This window comes from Maribacter aurantiacus, assembly GCF_005780245.1.
GTDB classification, from domain to species: Bacteria; Bacteroidota; Bacteroidia; order Flavobacteriales; family Flavobacteriaceae; genus Maribacter; species Maribacter flavus.
Genome location: NZ_VBUK01000002.1, coordinates 81,837 through 100,713, shown reverse-complemented (window position 1 = coordinate 100,713; position 18,877 = coordinate 81,837). Strand labels below are relative to the sequence as shown.

General features: G+C 43.7%; 13 protein-coding genes. 3 read left to right on the top strand and 10 right to left on the bottom strand.

Annotation, left to right across the window (positions count from 1 at the left end; all coding sequences use genetic code 11):
- Window positions 1-113: 113 nt before the first annotated feature.
- Complete coding sequence (locus tag FEK29_RS05590; RefSeq protein WP_138257441.1) at window positions 114-653, top strand: DUF2911 domain-containing protein; 540 nt, start codon at window positions 114-116, stop codon at window positions 651-653.
- A 508-nt stretch (window positions 654-1,161) separates the two neighbouring features.
- On the opposite strand, the gene FEK29_RS05585 is transcribed toward FEK29_RS05590, so the two are convergent.
- The 3 genes from FEK29_RS05585 to FEK29_RS05575 all read right to left on the bottom strand — a co-directional run bounded on the left by FEK29_RS05585 (window position 1,162) and on the right by FEK29_RS05575 (window position 4,782).
- A complete protein-coding gene (locus FEK29_RS05585) occupies window positions 1,162-2,973 on the bottom strand; it encodes a DUF885 domain-containing protein (RefSeq protein WP_138257440.1) in 1,812 nt (603 codons plus the stop codon).
- Between the two features lie 28 nt (window positions 2,974-3,001).
- Entirely contained in the window at window positions 3,002-3,757 is a 756-nt protein-coding gene (locus FEK29_RS05580) for an NYN domain-containing protein (protein ID WP_138257439.1), read from the bottom strand.
- A 71-nt stretch (window positions 3,758-3,828) separates the two neighbouring features.
- Window positions 3,829-4,782 (bottom strand): DUF6807 family protein, encoded by a 954-nt coding sequence (locus FEK29_RS05575; protein WP_138257438.1) that lies wholly within the window; start codon window positions 4,780-4,782, stop codon window positions 3,829-3,831.
- A gap of 104 nt (window positions 4,783-4,886) precedes the next feature.
- Here FEK29_RS05575 and FEK29_RS05570 point away from each other — a divergent pair, with 104 nt between their 5' ends.
- Window positions 4,887-5,675, top strand: coding sequence for an NIPSNAP family protein (locus FEK29_RS05570; protein ID WP_240042675.1), 789 nt, complete (start codon window positions 4,887-4,889; stop codon window positions 5,673-5,675).
- Here FEK29_RS05570 and FEK29_RS05565 read toward each other — a convergent pair.
- From FEK29_RS05565 to FEK29_RS05555, 3 genes are read right to left on the bottom strand one after another with little or no spacing between them, the layout of a single operon-like run.
- Window positions 5,669-6,796 carry an OmpA family protein gene (locus tag FEK29_RS05565; RefSeq protein ID WP_240042674.1) on the bottom strand — a complete coding sequence of 376 codons (1,128 nt, stop codon included), beginning with the start codon at window positions 6,794-6,796 and terminating at the stop codon, window positions 5,669-5,671. The genes FEK29_RS05570 and FEK29_RS05565 overlap by 7 nt on opposite strands.
- Window positions 6,797-6,841: 45 nt before the next feature.
- Window positions 6,842-8,596: a TonB-dependent receptor gene (locus tag FEK29_RS05560; RefSeq protein WP_240042673.1), complete on the bottom strand. Its 1,755-nt coding sequence runs from the start codon at window positions 8,594-8,596 to the stop codon at window positions 6,842-6,844.
- Between the two features lie 23 nt (window positions 8,597-8,619).
- Window positions 8,620-11,643 (bottom strand): tetratricopeptide repeat protein, encoded by a 3,024-nt coding sequence (locus FEK29_RS05555; protein ID WP_138257436.1) that lies wholly within the window; start codon window positions 11,641-11,643, stop codon window positions 8,620-8,622.
- 157 nt (window positions 11,644-11,800) lie between these two features.
- Here FEK29_RS05555 and FEK29_RS05550 point away from each other — a divergent pair, with 157 nt between their 5' ends.
- The gene (locus FEK29_RS05550) at window positions 11,801-12,484 is read left to right on the top strand and encodes a cell division ATP-binding protein FtsE (RefSeq protein WP_138257435.1); all 684 of its coding nucleotides are present in this window, start codon (window positions 11,801-11,803) and stop codon (window positions 12,482-12,484) included.
- Window positions 12,485-12,496: 12 nt separating this feature from the next.
- On the opposite strand, the gene FEK29_RS05545 is transcribed toward FEK29_RS05550, so the two are convergent.
- The 4 genes from FEK29_RS05545 to FEK29_RS05530 form a co-directional block, all read right to left on the bottom strand.
- The gene (locus FEK29_RS05545; protein WP_138257434.1) at window positions 12,497-13,555 is read right to left on the bottom strand and encodes a mandelate racemase/muconate lactonizing enzyme family protein; all 1,059 of its coding nucleotides are present in this window, start codon (window positions 13,553-13,555) and stop codon (window positions 12,497-12,499) included.
- Window positions 13,555-14,616: a DUF1611 domain-containing protein gene (locus FEK29_RS05540; protein WP_138257433.1), complete on the bottom strand. Its 1,062-nt coding sequence runs from the start codon at window positions 14,614-14,616 to the stop codon at window positions 13,555-13,557. The genes FEK29_RS05545 and FEK29_RS05540 overlap by 1 nt, the downstream gene beginning before the upstream one ends.
- Window positions 14,617-14,623: 7 nt before the next feature.
- The gene (locus tag FEK29_RS05535) at window positions 14,624-15,685 is read right to left on the bottom strand and encodes a pyridoxal-phosphate dependent enzyme (RefSeq protein ID WP_138257432.1); all 1,062 of its coding nucleotides are present in this window, start codon (window positions 15,683-15,685) and stop codon (window positions 14,624-14,626) included.
- A gap of 123 nt (window positions 15,686-15,808) precedes the next feature.
- Entirely contained in the window at window positions 15,809-18,430 is a 2,622-nt protein-coding gene (locus FEK29_RS05530; RefSeq protein WP_138257431.1) for an MGH1-like glycoside hydrolase domain-containing protein, read from the bottom strand.
- Window positions 18,431-18,877 lie beyond the last annotated feature (447 nt).

The window sequence follows — 18,877 nt, the reverse complement described above, 5'->3', positions numbered from 1 at the left end:
CACAAAATGAAAATTACGCGACTATTTTGTAAGTATGTTAAAATTTAACGACTTTTTAAAAGTATTAGCTAGGTGAACTGCTTAGCTTTGGAACACTAAAATTAAATTCAATCATGAAAAAAGTTATTTACCTATTCCTATTCATTGCCGTATTAGGATTTTCAAACAGCCTGAGTGCGCAAAAGTTCTCTGGATTGGACAAAAGCCCCATGGATATGGCTTCTTATCCTACAGATTACAAAGTATCTGAAAAAGTAGTGCGCATCATATATGGACGCCCACAACTAAAAAATCGTTCCTTGGCGGAACTGGCCCCTGCCGGGGAAGTTTGGAGAACGGGTGCCAATGAAGCCGCGGAAATCACTTTTTACCAAGATGTTAATTTTGGCGGTAGGGACATTTCCGCAGGTACGTATTCTTTGTTCACAATTCCCGGTGAAGAAGAATGGACCGTCATCCTGAACAAAAATTTAAATCAATGGGGTTCTTATTTCTATGAAGACAGTGCAGATGTTGCTAGAGTATCCGTACCAAACGGTTCTGATTCTGCCAGCTTGGAAGAGTTTTCCATCGCTTTTAAAGAAGTGGACAAAGGAGCTCATATGGTCATGGGATGGGACAAAACAAGAGTGGCGGTTCCTATTACATGGTAACCATACTTTCAAAAATAAAAAACGGACTTAGGTCCGTTTTTTTTGTTTTAATTTTAAGGCAATGGCATAAAGTCCTTAACTTTTAATTTTCCGGTAATTTCCTTATTCCGTTCACCGCGTAGTTGACCTCCTTTGCAAAAACCTCCCCCACAAGCGCGTCTCCCTCCATAGTAAGAATAACGGCAACACGCTACACACGATCAGGTTTTACATGAAATTGCAGTTTGTCACCTGCTACCAGAAGGTCATGCGCAATCAGCGATTCACCATTAGGCAACTTAACAAGCAAATCATGTTTACCTTCCGTTTTGTCAATTATCAAAAGACCTCGACTATAGCCATGGTCCAAACACGCCACTTCGTAATACAAAATAACCTTAGGTTCCGTGTAATCTAAAGCTTATTCATTTACAAGGTTTCTGAAACCATTTTGTGCATTTCCAACTGAAAGCCCCAACAATTAAAGTTATAAGACTATAAAATACTTCTCAATAATTCCACCTGATTTTTATTCATAACTCGCAATCCATGAATTTATTTTCTCCTCCAAAAGCACTAAAGGCAAACTACCCGAACCCAACACTTGGTCATGAAACTCCCTCAAATCAAATTTGGGACCCAATTCTGTTTTGGCTTTATTACGTAATTGCAATATCTTCAATTGACCAATTTTATAAGAGAGCGCCTGACCGGGAGTGGCCATATATCTTTCAATTTCGGCAATGATACCTTCCTCGGACTCCGCCTCATGGGCCAAGGAATAGGCAATGGCGTCTTCCCGGGTCCAACCCATTGCATGGATTCCCGTGTCCACTACTAATCGAATTGCGCGGTGCATCTCCATACTGAGCATCCCAAAATATTGGTAAGGGTCTTCATAAAGCCCCAATTCCTTGCCAAGGGATTCCGCATAAAGTGCCCACCCTTCCACAAAGACACCCATACTTTCAGGGTGCAAAAATTCAGGCAAACCTTGGTTTTCCTGCTGCAAACTCAATTGATAATGATGACCTGGTATGGCCTCATGCAGGAACAAGGCCTCATCGTGAACCACATTGTAGCTTTTGACATCGGGGATTGGAACATAAAAGGTTCCTGGCCTTTTGGCATCCTTAGAACCCGGAACGTATTCAGCACTGGCCGATGCCTCCCTGAAGGCTTCAGTACGTTTTACTATAAAATCAGCCTTTGGACGAAGATTGAACACACTATCCAATCGTAGGCTTAACCGCTCACGTATCCCATTGAAATGCGCTATTACCTTCTCTGGATTTTCGAATGGCATTAGTTCTTTCTTGGTTCGAACCATATTGAAAAAATCATTTAATTCGCCTTCAAACCCCAAATCTTCCTTAACTTTTTCCATTTCGCCTGTGATGCGTTCTACTTCTTGCTTACCCAAGGCATGGATTTCTTCTGCAGTCATCTTCGTGGTCGTATGCAAACGGATCAAATAATCATAGGTCCCTCGCCCATTTGGTAAGGCGGACAGTCCATCCGTTTCCCTACAGACAGGAAGATATTCCTGTTCCAAAAATTGATACAATTCTTCGTACATGGGAAGGATTTCTTGGGTAATTATTCTCTCATAATCGGCTTTCAAGCCTACCCTAACATCTTCCTGAATCGCTTCCGGAAAGTGGAGCACTGGCTGATAAAAAAGATTTTCCTCCAGGGGAATATCTATGAATGCCTTAATCTGCGGTAGCATTTTTAATGTTAGGACCTTGGGTAAAACGATTTCCTTTTTCATTCCTTCCCGCATATGTTCCATACATGTATCCAAAAACTGAAGGTAGTCTTCCAATCTGTGTAACCAATTTTCATAATCCTCTTTAGTGGCGAAGGGCTGTACACTGGTACCCCCGGCCAATTGGGCCACATATAGATGGAGCGACTGTACTTGGAACAAGGGCATAAGTTCAAAACTGGGGAGGTTGTAAATGGGAGATGCCATGGTTACCAAGGAGTTGTTCAGCCCTTCCAATTTCATCCGGCAGTCCCATTCCAGGACCCGGGCACTCAAGGCATCCTCCGTGGAAAGCTCGGACACGGGATATTTTTCCAATTCGGATAAAAACGAGGTGTAGGAATCCCTAAGAAATTCCTGATGCCCGTCCGAAATATAATTGACAACAGTATCATTATAGATATCAATTCCCGCTTTTGTGGCCTCTATGGGATTAATTTCTTTTTGAAAATCGTAAAAAGCAACAAAAAGACTATCTATGTTCCCGGTATCCTCTATTGTAGTTTTACGCTCTGGTGTACAGGCTCCAAGCAATAGTATTATTGCTAAAATTAATCCTTTGCAATTCATGGTCAGTGGTTTTTAGGATGCTATAGCTCTATTTCGATTTTTTATGTTTCTTTTCCTTTATCCGCACATAGATCAGCTTGTTCCTACCCTTGGAATCCTCACGCCGCTCAATTTCAAAATGCGGTATGGAGTTGATCAAAGGGGTCAACTTTTGAAAGCCATAGTTCCTGGAATCAAAATTTGGTTGCTTTTTTTGCAACAAGCTCCCAACATCTCCCAGGAATGCCCAACCGTCATCGTCCGCAACATCATCGATCGTAGTCGCTATGAAACGAAGGTCCTTAGGTGTAATTTTGTCAATATTGCTCTTTTCGGTTTTTGAACTGTTCTTGGCCGATGTCGTATCCTCCGACTGACTCTTGAGTATTTCCAGATAGATAAAGCGGTCACAAGCTACAATGAATGGATTGGGGGTCTTTCGCTCCCCGATACCAAAAACCTGCATACCGGCTTCCCGAAGACGGGTGGCCAATCGTGTAAAATCGCTGTCACTGCTTACCAAACAAAAACCGTTCACTTTCCCGGAATACAAAATATCCATGGCATCGATGATCATGGCAGAATCCGTAGCATTTTTACCTTGTGTATATCCGTACTGTTGTACTGGCGTAATGGCATTTTCCAAAAGCAGGTTTTTCCATTTTCCCAATCTTGGGTTGGTCCAATCCCCATATATACGCTTAATGGTAGGATTGCCATATTTCGCGATTTCCTCCATCATTTCCTTAACATACCCGGCGGGTATATTATCACCATCGATAAGCACGGCCAAGTTTAAGTCCATTTGTGTTGTTTTGTGTAAAGTTACAGGGTTTTCTACCTATTTGAACATAAGGCGGATATTAAATTGTAATGCTATTCCGATAATTTATAATATTCCTTTTGTAAATCGAATAAGGTTGTAGTTTGAATAAAACCATTATGAACGACCAACCTATATTTCAAAACAAGGGGGCTTTCTCGCGATAAGGGTACGGGGTTGGCCCCTGGAAAAGGATACACCGCGTTCTGCATGCTCTCCTTGGTTCGTAGAATCCACGGATTTGGATGACCGGGATTGTCCTTTGAAGGAATGATCGTTAAACCATACGGTGTTTTGTCTTTACCTACCCTGCTAAGGATGTTTATCCAGTTCACACCTGGAACCGGCGTGTTTTTCGGGATTATTTTTCCTTCGGAATCCTTAAACATCACATCCCCCGATAATTCTACCCGGGCCGAAAATCCCCCATATCCCTTTTCATCCTCTGAGCCACCAATAGAAATAGAATCGAACAACGGATACAGTTGAATCTTAATATCCACCAACCTATAATTGCCTTTTCTGGGATAGACGGTTATCCAATTTGTTTCCGATACAAACGGTATTCTGGCACCATCTTCATCAAGATACACGTCCGATTCCCAAAGCACCTCATTTTTTAGTGTGATTGCCCCATTGCGTCCCGCAGTTTTGGATGTATTGATAACATTCCATTCAAAATCCTTTAGTTCCCAACCGTCCCCTATTCTTTTCCCGTTGATATACAACTGATGCCACGCCCAAAAAATGCCCCTATGGTGCAAATGGTCGGCCGGGAAATCTTCTGTAATAGAAACACCGTCCAAAGAAAATAAGGGATGTATGTAATTGGCCCTTTCATAGCTTCCATTCAAGGATTTTGGCTCTTTTTGATAGACGAGTACACTGTCCTTTCCTTCCAGGAATACAGCATTTTTATCGGATATATGAAGATTCACTTGTTGGGAAAAAATACTTCCCCAACAAAAGACGAAAACTATGAAAAGAATGGGTGCGCTTTTGGACATCTTTGATATATAGATTCCAAACTACCAAAATTTATCGGAACCTACATCGAAACTAAATAGAATTAGTAACTTAAACCCTGAAATTAACAAATCAAAGCATGGGAATGAACAATAAAATTACATCGATAGGCATTATCCTTTTTCTTTTTTTTACAAGTATTGCAAATGTTTTTGCACAGGACCAAAAACAGGAGTACTACGAACTGAAAACATATACCATTAAGAACGAGGCCCAGGAAAAAAGGGTGGATGATTATCTCGAAAAGGCCTATCTACCAGCTTTAAAGAGAATGGGCTTTGGGAATATAGGCGTTTTTAAAATCCGACCTGGAAAATTCGTCAAGGCCGATAAAATCTTTGTGCTTATCCCATTTTCCTCCATGGACGAATTTGCGAAAATGGAAGCTTCCCTGGCCGTGGACAAAACCCATCTAGCCGCCGGTGAGGACTATATCACGGCAACACATGACAACCCTCCCTATGAACGTATCAGTTCCACCTTGATGCGGGCCTTCTCAAAAATGCCGAAAATGAAGCCAAGCCCGGTAGCGTCCCCGCGCAAGGACAGGGTCTATGAACTTCGAAGTTATGAGTCCCCTACCGAGGCCTTTTACATAAACAAAGTGTCCATGTTCAACGAAGGCGAGGAGGTTGAATTGTTCGAAAGCCTGGATGCCAATGCCGTTTTTTATGGCGAAGTACTTTCGGGAGACCGTATGCCCAACCTCATGTACATGACCACCTATGAAAATATGGAAAAAAGGGACGCCCTTTGGAAAGCTTTTGTGGCATCGGATAAGTGGCAGGAGCTTATAGGGGAGGAAAAATACAAAAACAATGTGAACAAGGCCGATATCTGGCTTTTATATCCTACCGATTATTCCGATTATTGATCGATTTTCGTAAACACAAACTCCACCCTGCGGTTTTCATGTCTACCCCCGCTGGTATCGTTAGTGCCTATCGGTCGGGAACTACCAAAACCGTCATCATCTATTCTATGGGCTTCTATACCATGTTGCATTAGAAATTGGGCAACGGCCGAAGCCCTCTTTTTTGAAAGAAACTTGTTATAGGATGCTGTCCCAATGGCATCGGTATGGCCCATAATAAAAATTGACACCGTGGGATTTGAATTCAAATAGGATACGATCTGCATCAACTCAGCTATGGCATCATCGGAAATATCAAAACTGTCAAATTCAAAAAGGAGACTGTTGAACCTGTGTACCTCGTTTGTACTATAGTGCCGCGAATTTCCTGCTACCGTACGGTTTCCCCCTTTGGATTCGCTCCCGGAACCCACCAAAGAGATCATATCCAAATAATAATACGAACCCTCTGTTGCCCTGCGCTTGGTCTTAAAGGTCTGCGTCCTTTTATTGTCCTTGAAATTCCCTATAATCAGATAATTCTCCGTTCCGTTTGCCACAAATTCCTTTTCTACCTTCACCCAAGCAGCATCATCGGAATAGAAATCGGAATACCTGATCTCAAAGGTATTTGAAACATCCCCGCGCACTTTGGACAGCTGCATCCTGGAAAGTACTTTGGTCGTTGCTACCTGTAGCGGGTTTTCAGAGAGGAGAATCCCGAATTCCTTAATAGCAAAATCCGACCGTTCCGCCAAACTTACATAAAATGAAAGCGTGTAGATTTCATCCTTTTGGAGTGTTTTGGTGAGGGTGGCCTGCAAATATTCCCTATAGTCATCCGGGGCATAGAGATAGAGCCCAACATAACCATCTCCAAATTCGGCCGGTTGTTCCCCGTTAAAATTTTTAGGGGTTCCCATGGCCTGACTACAGGCGTGAAAATAATCTGTGGATCCCAAGGTTGGAATGTTCCAATGGACCAAATCCTCCTCAAGATTTCCCAACTTTTTGGGACAGTTCACAAACTCCTCAAAACTGGGATTTTTTACCAGATTTTGTCCATACAACCCGCACCACCCGATAATCAGAACGAAAATTGGAACTATACACCGCCAATATGGATTTAAAGGACGCACCACTCCCCTAATTTAAAAAATAAGGGGGTTATTTATACGGGATTCCCTTTACAAATCGAACTTATAGGTAGCACCTGCCAAAACCTGCAAGCCTTGAACGGGATAATTTGCCCATCGCTGGTAGTTGTTGTTGGCAATGTTTGCCGCCTTCAAAAAGATGGATAATTGATTGTCTACCCTATATCCTAAATGAGCATTGGCATCAAAAAAGCTATCCAAATTGATCAAGGTTGCAGGAAAATCGGATACGGGAGCATTTTGCACCACTACCGTTGAAAAATCCTCCCTTTCCCCTACATAGAACAAATTGGCGCCGGCGAACCATTTTTCGCCAATCTGATAGTCCATAAACAGGGAGCCCTTTAAATTAGGCAGGTTCCAGGCAGGGTTGTCCGTTTCCGTATTGTAATCATACACTTCGGCATTGATACCCAAGGTAAAATTTCGGTTTACGTCCACATTCAACTCCCCAAAAAGCCCAATAGTTTTTATGTCATCATAGAAAACCTCAAAAGAGTTACCAAAGTAATATCCCTTTTCATCGTCCCTAAAATTGTTCTGGGGATTTAGCTTGAATAAGGGTGTATTATTTTCGGCCGTGTACGAACCTTTGATATTGTAGCTTAAATTAGGTAACAACTGTCCCCGCAATCCAATGTACGCATTGTACTGACTATCTGTTGGCGCAATGGTCAACGTAGGCGAGACAAAGGTATTCTCTTCTACAAAATCATAGTAGGAGTTTTGCCGTAATTCACCTTCAACCCCACCATAAGCGATGACGGTCTCATCCAACAAGCGGTATGAGGCTTTTACTGCAGGATAGATATAAAAATTTCCCTCATTGGCCTCCAGATTCATTCCGTAGACCAAGTTTACGCCTAAATTCAAGGAAAAATCATCCCTTCTCATTACCAATCCAGGACTGGCGCCCACCTGTAGATGCCCATACGAAATCCCCTCATCGTTGGTGGCACTATTGACACTGGCATTTTCAAAATTTCCCGCTACATAATCCACCTTAGTACCTATCGCAAAGACTTCATCATTTAACGGGGCCTCAAAGGACATATTCAAGATGGCCCTATTTTCACCGGACTTCACGGCATCAAAAAACCTTCTGTATTTCAGGTCCAAACGCCTGAAAAAGGACTCCTCCACATTGACGTGACCCCCAACTTCCCCCATATAATAGTTTTGGCGTTCGTTGATTCCGTTAACGGTAGCTTCATCATACACACCATCGGGAAGACCGTACCAATTGTATAATTGGTGCTGGAAAGCAACATTGGCACCCCAATCAAAATCGCGGTCCCGCTTTTTAAAGGATGCGTCCAAACGGCTATCTGCAAAAATATTGTCGAGCTGCACGCCTTCTATGGCACCCCTGGAAGAATTGTGGTTAAAACCCAAGTCGAAAGTCGCGTCCCGATCTACTTCGCGGGTCGTATAGAATTCTGCCGTTGCATTCCCATAATTGCCCGCCCCCGCCGAAGCATAGGTATTGAAAAGTTCCGGCGGTGGAATTCTTTCAACCCGTGAAGCGGTTCCCTTGGATGGTGTAAAGGTGGAGGCCACCGGAACGGAAAAAATGCTGTAGTTGATTTTCTTTTTCTGCAAAACGATGGAATCGTTTAGATTGGGCATGGACTTTATTTTGAAGGCATCTGAGACCGTAGGGGTATAGGCCTTGGTCACCGTAACGGTTTCCGTACCTAAATCCTCAGTTTCTTCTTGTGCAGTGGCCCAAGGGGCCACCATCAATATTACCAATCCTATTCCTATTTTGATGCTTTTGTACATACGTGTTCTATTGCTATGCTGGTTTACTCTTGATTTGGATCTACGGAAGAATTGCGCTGGGATTCCTTGGATTTTATGATGGCCAATTCTCCTTGGGCTTCGGCCACAATTTCTGGATATTGACTAAAATTGGATATCACACTGTCCAAAATATAGGTCGCCTGATACGAATCGCCCAAAGCGTAAAAGTTTTTCGCCATCAAGACCAGCCCTTTTCCGCCCCACTCTTTATAAGTGGCGTAATCTTTTGCCAATTTCTGTACGGAGATGTTGGACGATTCATAATCCCCCTCCTTGTTCTTAAAGTAGGCATCGTAGTACAATGCCTCGGCGGCCGTTGCCCCGGATGCGATGGTCAGCACTTGTGCGTAGGCAGATTTCGCCTTGGATTCGTTACCGGTAGCTATGGCAGACCGTGCGATCATTATCTGGGCATCGCTTTTGATACGGTCATCAATACTAGCGGTAGCTAAAACCTTATCCGCATACTCCAAGGTTTTTGGGTAGTTCTTTTGTTCGTAGTATCCTTTCATCAAGTTGGACTGGGCAAAGGTCCTGTTCTGTTGGATGTTGGCCTGGTCCTCCAATTTCAAAAGATAGGGAAGCGCGGTAGCATATTCATCTTTTCCGATGTATACCTCGCAGACCCTAGTCAAGGCCTGCTCCGCATATTCGCTGGTAGTCTTATCGGCCACATATTTGTAATAAGGCAAAGCGGCATCCTTATCCCCGGCACCAAAATACAGCTGTGCCAAACTGAAATTTGCGTCCAAGGCATGGAGTCCGTTGGGGAATTCCTGGATATATTTTTTATAGGCGCGAATTGCGGCATCGGTCTTACCCTCCAAATTCTGTTTTTGGGCCGATTCAAAAGTGGCGTTGTCAAGTTCAGCATCGGTCACTTCCACAAAATCAAGACCGTTTACCCAATTGGCGTACTCATCCACCCTACCCAAATCCACATACACCAACTTGGCCGTAGAAACTGCCTGAATGGCCTCCTGGGTATTGGGAAAATCCCGTACCACGGTTTTGAACTTGCCCAGTGCCTCATTGTTCCTTCCGGAATTGTAAAAGACGAGCCCCTGCCTCATAAGGGCCTGAGGCACAAGGGAACTTCCCCTAAAATCATTGATCAATCGGTCATAGGCCTGGAGCCCTTTGTTCTCTTGCCCTGCGGATACATAGGTATTGCCGAGTTCAAACAGGGCGTCGTCCTTAAATGTTGACCTTGGGTACTGTGCCACGAAATTCTCGAGGTTTTCAATTTTACTTTCTGTCCTATCAACAAAACCATAGCTCATGGCCTTTTGATAAGCCGCGTAATCCTTTTCAGGTCCGGTCAGGGCCAAGGCCTTGTTGTAGGTCTCTATGGCCGGCCAGTATTTGCTGGTCGCAAAATAACTGTCGCCCAATCGCAGATAGCCATCGTGCAACTTCTCAACATCGTCCTTTTGGGCATCTGTGAAAGCGCTGAAATAGGTAATGGCATTGGCGTAGTCCTTTTGTTTAAAGTATGCATAGGCCAAATCATAATCTACGTCATTTCCTTCATTTACATTTCTGGAAGCAGGGTTTTGTTTGAAGTCCCTGAACCCTATCGCAGCGGCATCAAACCGATTCAGCAGATAATCCGCTTCGGCCTTCCAATACGTTGCACGCGCCCTAAAGGAATCATTAACGGCACTGCCCAAGGATTTTCCCAAAACTTCCGATGCCGCACTGTAATCCCCTTCCATGTACAATTCCAGACCCCGGTAGTAGGCCACCTTTTGATAGGTTTCCTTGGTGGCATAATTTTGGTTCCGCTCCAACAGTTCCATCGCCCCCGCAAAATTTTTGGAAGTAATGAAGGAGTCCACCAACAAGGTCTGCATCTCCTCCTTGTTTTCGTCGTTGGGAAAGGCATCCAGATAGTTCGTTATTACCTGTGGTACAGGCTCGTAGGCATTCCCCACTTCATAGCTCAATCGCGCATAATTGAGAAAGGCATCCTTCTTTATATCTGGATTAAAATCCATTTGAGAGGCATTCCTAAAGGCATTCAACGCTTCCTGTTTTTGGTCCTGTTTCAAATAGCACTCCGCCAAATGGTAGTAGGCATTTTGGGAAACACTGTTCGTACCGCCAATAATTTTGTTGAACTGGGCAATGGCATTGGCATAGTCCCCCTGTTTGTAATAGCAGTATCCCAATTGGTAATAATCCGTATTGTTCCATTTGCCACGCTTGCCATTGTATTCCTTCAAATAGGGGATGGCATTTTCATATTGACCGAGGTTAAAATAACTCTCCCCGATGATTTTATTGAGTTCCGATACTTCCGTTCTGTCCGATTTTGGAAGTTGCTTCTTGGCCAAAGCGATGGCTTCCTCGAACTTACCCAGCTTAAAGTTCATATCGGCTTGATAATAACTCAATTTCTCCTCGAGAACGTTCTGGTCCGTAATCTGGTCAAAGCGCTCATTGGCGGTCTCGTAGTCGTCCTGTTGATAGGAAATGTATCCCAAATAATATTTGGCTTGGGAACCATATACCGGGGACGTGGTCACCTTTTCCAAATAGCGCTCCGCTTCCTTTGGCTTACTTGAGGAAAAGAGTGAATATCCGTAGTTAAAGTTGAATTTGTCCATTTCGCCCCGCGACAAGGCGCTTTGATCTACCCTGTTGTACCATTTAAGGGCATATGGATACTTTCCCGTATCAAAATAGTATTCCGCTACATCTGCATAGGCGGAATTTGTTTTGGTGGATGTTGGATAGTTTTCAACGAACTCCTCCATCATTCGGTCCGCGCCGGGCTGGTTCAATCGAACCGCAGCATTGGCCGCATAGTAGGCACTATTGGCGGCAATCTCCTCGTCCTTGGTCGTTGATTTTACTTTTTCGAATATGGTTTGGGCCGCCTGAAACTGTTCATTGTTATAAAGCGTTAAGGCGTCTTGAAAGTCCTTGTTTTCGTGTGTGTAGATTTTGGATTCCTGGGCAGTTCCCATCCAAATAACTCCCATGGCCAATGGAAGAAAAGCGGTGATTTTATGAAACATAGTGTTCTATTACTATTTTGAATTACCGAAGTATCACAAAGGATAACGGCAAATATTGTACCTAAGTATGTGGGTTGTGCCTACAAAAGAAAAGAATTTGTTTTAGGGTACGCCGTTATCAAAAGGAACTTATTACTTTTATATTAACAGAGCATTTATGGAAGAGACGGTTTTAGAGTTAAAGAATGCATCCATTTTCCAAAAGGAAAGTCTGGTGCTAAGCGAAGTAAATATCCATGTAGCAAAAGGGGAGTTCGTATACCTCATCGGGAAGACGGGCAGTGGCAAAAGTAGTTTTATGAAAACCCTTTATGGAGACCTTCCTTTGCAAAAAGGAGAGGGGAAAATCGTGGATTTTAACTTAAAGACACTTAAGGAAAATGATATTCCTTTCCTACGGAGAAAACTGGGAATCGTTTTTCAGGACTTTAAGCTCCTGCCGGATCGGAACATAAACCAAAACATGCTGTTCGTTCTAAAGGCAACCGGGTGGAAGGACCAGGCCAAAATGGACGCCCGGGTGGTGGAGGTTTTGGAGAAGGTTGGCATGAAGACCAAAGGCTTCAAGTTTCCGCATGAGCTATCGGGCGGGGAACAGCAGCGCGTTGCCATTGCCAGGGCACTTTTGAACGACCCAGAACTCATTTTGGCGGATGAACCTACCGGAAACCTTGACCCCCAAACCAGCGTGGAAGTAATGAAGGTACTTCAAGAAATCAACAAATCTGGACGCACCATCTTGATGGCGACCCATGATTATGCACTGATTCTTAAATATCCGTCCAAAACCATTAAGTGCGACGCAAATAAAGTTTTTGAAGTGGTCCAAAAGGCTGTTTAGTCCTTTCTTAGATTATTCCGAATAGCCCAATCCATACCTTTCCGTTGGATAAAGAACGCCCTTTTCCAACCGAAAAATATTTTTAAAAGGATCCCCCACCAAGTCTAGATGGCCATCCAGATCGGCATATACAATATTAGGTCTTGATAGGGCGAAATGCAGTCCGGCCGAAATACCCAATCCGCATTCATCGATACATCCTACCATGGTCTCCAATTTGGCCGCCTTTGCAACAGAACTGATATGGTTGGCGGTAAGAATTCCGCCTACTTTTTGAAGTTTGATGTTCACCATATCCACCCGTTCATTCTGCGCCAACCGAAAAGCATCGGTCAAGGTTTTTAGGCTTTCATCGGCCATAACGGGAATATCCACCTGCCCGGTGACCTCCCCTAAGTGTTCGTCCGATTCCTGTTTGGTAGGTTGCTCAAAAATTTCGATGCCAATGGTCGACGTTGCCCTTACGAAGGCGATGGACTCCTGTACGGTGTACCCCTGATTACCGTCAAACCGAAACTTAACATGGGGGAATGCCTCATGTAAGCGGATCATCTTGGCGATATCCTCCTCGAGATTTAAGCCGCCCTTAATTTTTAGGATCGAGAAGCCCATAGCCGTATATTCGTAGGCCTGTCGAACGGTCTCCCCCATATTCAGGATTCCAATGGTTATACTGGTGGGTATGCTCGACCTATAGCCTCCCAAAAACTTGAACAATGGAACCTGAGCCTTTTTGGACACTAAGTCATATAGTGCAAGATCTACCATGGCCAAGCAACTCGATTTTTTACCTAAAAGTGTTCGTAATTCGGAAAGTATTAGGGCGAAGGTAAACGGATCTTTGTTTTTTAGGTACGGTATGATGATAGAGTCCAAGGCATTTTGAACGTCCTCAGGAGTTTCATGGGTTACCTCCATATCTGGTACGGAACATCCATAACCTACCCAATTGCCATCGGTTTCTAGTTTCAATATGAAATTGGTGGTCGCATCAATCCTTTGGTAGGCAATGGTATAGGAAACTGCAAGTTCCAGGTCCAATCGCTCATAGCTAACCTTGGTAATCTTCATTATAATTTACCCCTTACCAAGTCTACCAATTCCTTCGCGCCGTACTCCAATACATCGAACGCCGGTAACTTTGTCTCCAATGTGATACGTTTACAGACCTCTGGTATTTCATTCTTTTCCATTCCTTCATGGTTTACCGTAATGGCAATGACCTCCCTTCCTGAAATTACCTGTATTGCGTTGATCTGCTCTTCCAAGGAATGAAGACGGTATCCTGGAAATCCGTCGTACTCCAGTCTTTTGGGAGCATGTTGCAGAATGACATAATCCGGCCGGCCGGCTGCCAAAATTTCAAAACCACCGGGGTACGCGGGATTCATTAAACTCCCTTGTCCTTCAATGACAATAACATCCGGATGTTCATTTTTCCAGGCACTGACCACCGCATATTCTATTTCCCCGGAAACAAAATCATTGATACAACTATCCATGACCATACTGTATTTGGCTCCCTGCATCCAAGCGGTCTGGCCCGTTCCGATCATTTCGGCCTTTTTTCCCGCTTCGCGGAGCGCATGTACCAATATCCAAGCGGTGGTCCGTTTTCCCAAAGCGGAATCCGTTCCTAAAATGGCCAATTTAAGACAATCCACCTTTTCGATATCGCCCGTAAAAAAATGCAGTTTATCCCTGTCCGGGGTCTTTCGTATATCCCGAATGGTTACATTCTTTTCTTTGGCAAGCGCAACCAACTCGGCATCATTTGTTAAAAAATCGTGCAGACCACTATCGACGTTCATCCCTTGCTCCAGGGCCAATTTTATACTTCCTTTCGCCTCTACTGGTAATCGGCCACCATCCGGGGCCAATCCAACCACCAAATATTCCGGAGTAACATCCAGATTTGCAATGGCTTCCTGCAAATCCCTAAAAATGGGTATTCCGTTAGGTCTGCCATCCAACACGTGTCCAGCATCCTGCCCGGCATAATTAGAATCCAGCACCCCTAAAATCTCATAGCGTTCCGTAAACCTCACCAATCCGTGTGCCGTTTTTCCATTTGGCGTATTAAAGGCGCCCTGGCAATAAACCAAGGCCTTTCCATCTATTATTCTCTTCATATCAAAATCAGTTTTTTGCAGTGAGTACGGCCACAAAACGGTCCGCATCAAAATTCATTCTTTCATTAAGTTCCAATAGGGCTATCAATCCGGCGGTCGCGGCAGGTAGAACCTTGTACCCCTCCTTTTTGTTCAAAAGGGTAGTCATATCACGCAATTTCTTATCACTTATGTTAAAAGCCTCTCCGTTGGACTCCTTTATGGCATAAAGTGCCTCTTCACCGTCAAAGCTATGCCAATTTATCAAAGGTTCGTTGAGTTTGGTTTCCTTTATCATATCCGGTTTTAAATCTTTACAATGATCCATTCCTTGTAAAAATGAATACACTATGGGGTTTTTATTGGCAGAGGAAGCCGCTATCATTTTGGGAATCCTAGAAGTCTTCCCTCGTTTATATAACGTTACAAAGCCCCTGAAAATACCTGCAATGAGCGTTCCATTCGATACGGGAACCGCGCAATATTTGGGAGCGTCACCCAAATCTTCAAAAATTTCCAAGGCCAATTGTGAATACGCGGTAATTTGCAAAGGCGTATTAGAACCTCCAGGATTGGCATCGTACCAGTCGTTCTTTTCGGCAAGTTTGGAACTTTCCATAACCACGTCCTCATAACTTCCCGGCAATCTGATGATTTCCGCATTTAGCTGCTCCATCTCCGTGATGCGATCGGTATGATAGGTTTCCGGAATGTATATTTTACAGCGTACCCCGGCCAAATTCGCCGCAAGGGCCACGGCAACGCCGTAATTGCCACAGGTGGCCAAGGAGACGGTATCGTATTCCCTTCTGAGGGCATCGTACAACTGCGCAAAGGCTATCCGATCCTTTTGGGTTCCCGTTGGATTATCGCCCTCATATTTGATGTAAAGTTGCCTAAGGTCAAACTCCCTCTCCAAGGTTTTTGCCCTGCTGAGCCCCGTATCCCCTATCTCCAGACTGATTATATCCTCATAACACTCCAATCGATCTACGAGCGATTTGGAACGGTCACGAACAAAGGCACTCAATTTACGAGCCTCTGATGAAACTTTATTTTCCGAGGTTTTTACGCCATCCTTCAGATCCATCTCTTATCTAAATAATTGGAATGAATATAATCCAAATTCGAAGATCGAATTGCCCCAAAAAGATGATTTTTTAAAAATATCCATCTACCTCTAAACCAGTACCAGTTTAAAAAACCAAGGAACCTAATCCATCTCCAAAATCAAATTGGCGATCAATGCCGTCCAACCTGTTTGGTGTGACGCTCCCAAACCTTTTCCATGGTCGCCATCAAAAAACTCATAGAACAAATGATGGTCCCTAAAATGAGGGTCATTGGTAAAGAACTTGTTTTCATCGTCTGAATGATATTGGAACTTTCCGTCCTCATTGCGTTCAAAGAGCTTCAATAGCCTTTTGCTCAGTTCATTGGCAATCTGCTTCAGATTGACTTTCCTACCGGAACCGAATGGAAATTCATACTGATAGGTGTCTCCGTAAAATAGATAGTATTTCCGTAAGGATTGTATGATCATATAATTCAGCGGCAACCATATTGGTCCGCGCCAGTTGGAATTACCGCCAAACATGTTGGAGCGGCTTTCCCCGGATTCATACTGAATTTGATGATGACCGTGATGTTTGAATACGAACGGATGTTCCTCATGGTATTTTGAAAGGGACCTAATGCCATAATCCGATAAAAATTCATCCTCATCCAACATACGCCTCAACAAACGCTCCAGACGAAATCCGCGCATGATGGAGAACAGGTAATTGCCATCGGCATTTGTTTCCTCAATATTGGAGATAAGGGATGCCAAATCTGGCCTAGTCCTAACGATATCCGCGGCCCTTCGCCTAAATTCCTTAAGTTCCTCAAAAAGGTCCTTGTGGATGATCTCAACTGCGAACAATGGAATTATACCCACCAGTGACCTCACTTTCAATCGATTGGTCATACCGCTATCCATCTCCACTACGTCATAGTAGAAGTTATCCTCATCGTCCCAAAGGGAAATATCCTTTTTACCGATGTGGTGCATGGCCCAAGCAATATTCAAAAAATGCCTAAAGAACTTAGCGACCAGGTCTTCATAGGATTTGTTGCTTTTGGAGAGCTCCAAACTCATTCTCAGCATGTTCAGGGTGAACATGGCCATCCAGCTGGTCGCATCGGCTTGCTGCATTCTGGTAATTCCCGGTGGCATATGGTTGCGGTCAAAGACACCAATGTTGTCCAGGCCCAAAAAACCGCCCTCAAAAAGGTCCGTTCCGCTTTTATCCTTTTGATTGACCCACCAAGTGAAATTGATTAACAACTTCTGAAAGGCCTTTTCCAAAAAATGGATATCGCCAGTGCCGGTCTTTTGTTTGTCCTTTTCGTAGACGTTCCAAACGGCCCAAGAATGTACGGGCGGATTCACATCGCTAAAATTCCATTCATAAGCGGGTATCTGCCCATTTGGGTGCATGTAACTTTCGCGTAACATCAATATAAGCTGTTCCTTGGCAAAATATGGGTCAATCTCAACGAAAGAGGCCATGTGAAAGGCCAAGTCCCATACAGCGTACCACGGGTACTCCCATTTATCGGGCATGGAAATGACATGTCTGTTGGTCAAATGCTGCCAACTGAAATTTCGGGGGCTTTCCCTGTAAGGTTTTGGTTCGCCAGGACCACCAAAAAGCCATTTATAAACATCGTAATAATAGAACTGCTTGGTCCATAACAAGCCAGAAAATGCCTTCTCCACGATTTCCCGATGTTCCTTGGGCAAATTCCTATCGGCAAGAATATCGTTGTAAAATTCATCGCATTCCTGCATCCGGTTTTGGAAAATAGCATCGAATCCAGACCATGGGTCGTCCAATTTTCCTTTGCTCAATCGAATCCTAACCGTTTTTTCCTCACCGGCCCGTAAGGTCAATTTATGCCAAACAGCAAACTTGGAACCTGTTTTATCCGGATTTACGGTATCCATGCCGTTTACAACGTGGTTGTTAATGCCATCCTTTACATAGGGAACCTCGTTGTCCACGTTATAAATGCGCTTGTTGTTGGTCTCATTATCGCAAAAAAGCTGTTTTCCCTTTTCATGGTACAGATAATAACGACCGTTCCTGACGCTTCTGGACATGACGCAATCTTCCGAAATAGCCTTCATGCTAGGTCTTTCAAACCGCTTGTTGTGCTTCCAAAAATTACGGAACCACAAATGTGGCAAAACATGGATGGATGCCTTTTTGGATGCCCTGTTCACTACGGTAACCTTCATTAGGATATCGCCCACATCTGCCTTGGCATATTCAATAAAGCAATCAAAGTAGGTATTGTTCCTAAAGGCCTTGGTATCCAGAATCTCATACTCCGCTTCTTCCCTGCTTCTGGCCCTATTTTTCTTTACCAAATCGGAATATGGGAACTTTTTTTGAGGATATTTGTACAAGAATTTATTATAGGAATGTGTTGGGGTTGACACTTGATGAAAGTACAGCTCCTTTACATCCTCTCCATGATTTCCTTCACCATTGGTGAGACCGAAGAGTCGTTCCTTGAGTATCGCATCCTTTCCGTTCCAAAACGCCGGTGCCAAACAGAGGATTTCCCTGGAATCGCAGAATCCGCCGATGCCTTCCTCGCCCCATCTGTAGGCATTGCTACGGGCTTTGTCATGATCTACGAAATTCCATGCCTGTCCGTTTACGCTGTAATCCTCACGAACCGTACCCCACTGGCGATCCGCCAGATAAGGTCCCCAACGTTTCCAATTCTTGTAATTGTCCCCAACGGCAAGACGTTGCTGCTCGGCATTTTTTTTGGTCATAAATCTGAATTCTTTATTATCAAACGGAACAACATTGGCAAACCTCCTATTTTTAAATGTTTCCTGCCCTTTCAGTTAGAGATCGAACAACCTATGGGCCAGCTCATTAGATGTTCGGAAAAATTATACTTTCAACTTAGTAGCAAAACCACCTGAACAATTGTTGGCAGCCCACTAGGTATTACACCCAGAGGCGATGCCCATAAAAGTGTTAAAAATAAAATTTATTTGTTCAACTATTAAACGTGCATACAACTATTGAAGTATTGCTATTATTGTAGGCCGACTTTTATTTTGTTGATCTTACAATCCATTATAATTTACCAAAACCACAAGTTAATTTGAGGTCAAAAGATATCGGCCTTGCTTTATGGATGTTGTATTAATCGGCTTTTAATAAAAAAATGTCTAAGCAACGTATATAAAAGAAAGAATCCGAAAAAGAAA

Coding starts and splice junctions, on each gene's coding strand:
- FEK29_RS05590 (WP_138257441.1), top strand. CDS start 114: ATGAAAAAAGTTATTTACCTATTCCTATTCATTGCCGTATTAGGATTT.
- FEK29_RS05585 (WP_138257440.1), bottom strand. CDS start 2,973: ATGAATTGCAAAGGATTAATTTTAGCAATAATACTATTGCTTGGAGCC.
- FEK29_RS05580 (WP_138257439.1), bottom strand. CDS start 3,757: ATGGACTTAAACTTGGCCGTGCTTATCGATGGTGATAATATACCCGCC.
- FEK29_RS05575 (WP_138257438.1), bottom strand. CDS start 4,782: ATGTCCAAAAGCGCACCCATTCTTTTCATAGTTTTCGTCTTTTGTTGG.
- FEK29_RS05570 (WP_240042675.1), top strand. CDS start 4,887: ATGAACAATAAAATTACATCGATAGGCATTATCCTTTTTCTTTTTTTT.
- FEK29_RS05560 (WP_240042673.1), bottom strand. CDS start 8,596: ATGTACAAAAGCATCAAAATAGGAATAGGATTGGTAATATTGATGGTG.
- FEK29_RS05555 (WP_138257436.1), bottom strand. CDS start 11,643: ATGTTTCATAAAATCACCGCTTTTCTTCCATTGGCCATGGGAGTTATT.
- FEK29_RS05550 (WP_138257435.1), top strand. CDS start 11,801: ATGGAAGAGACGGTTTTAGAGTTAAAGAATGCATCCATTTTCCAAAAG.
- FEK29_RS05545 (WP_138257434.1), bottom strand. CDS start 13,555: ATGAAGATTACCAAGGTTAGCTATGAGCGATTGGACCTGGAACTTGCA.
- FEK29_RS05540 (WP_138257433.1), bottom strand. CDS start 14,616: ATGAAGAGAATAATAGATGGAAAGGCCTTGGTTTATTGCCAGGGCGCC.
- FEK29_RS05535 (WP_138257432.1), bottom strand. CDS start 15,685: ATGGATCTGAAGGATGGCGTAAAAACCTCGGAAAATAAAGTTTCATCA.
- FEK29_RS05530 (WP_138257431.1), bottom strand. CDS start 18,430: ATGACCAAAAAAAATGCCGAGCAGCAACGTCTTGCCGTTGGGGACAAT.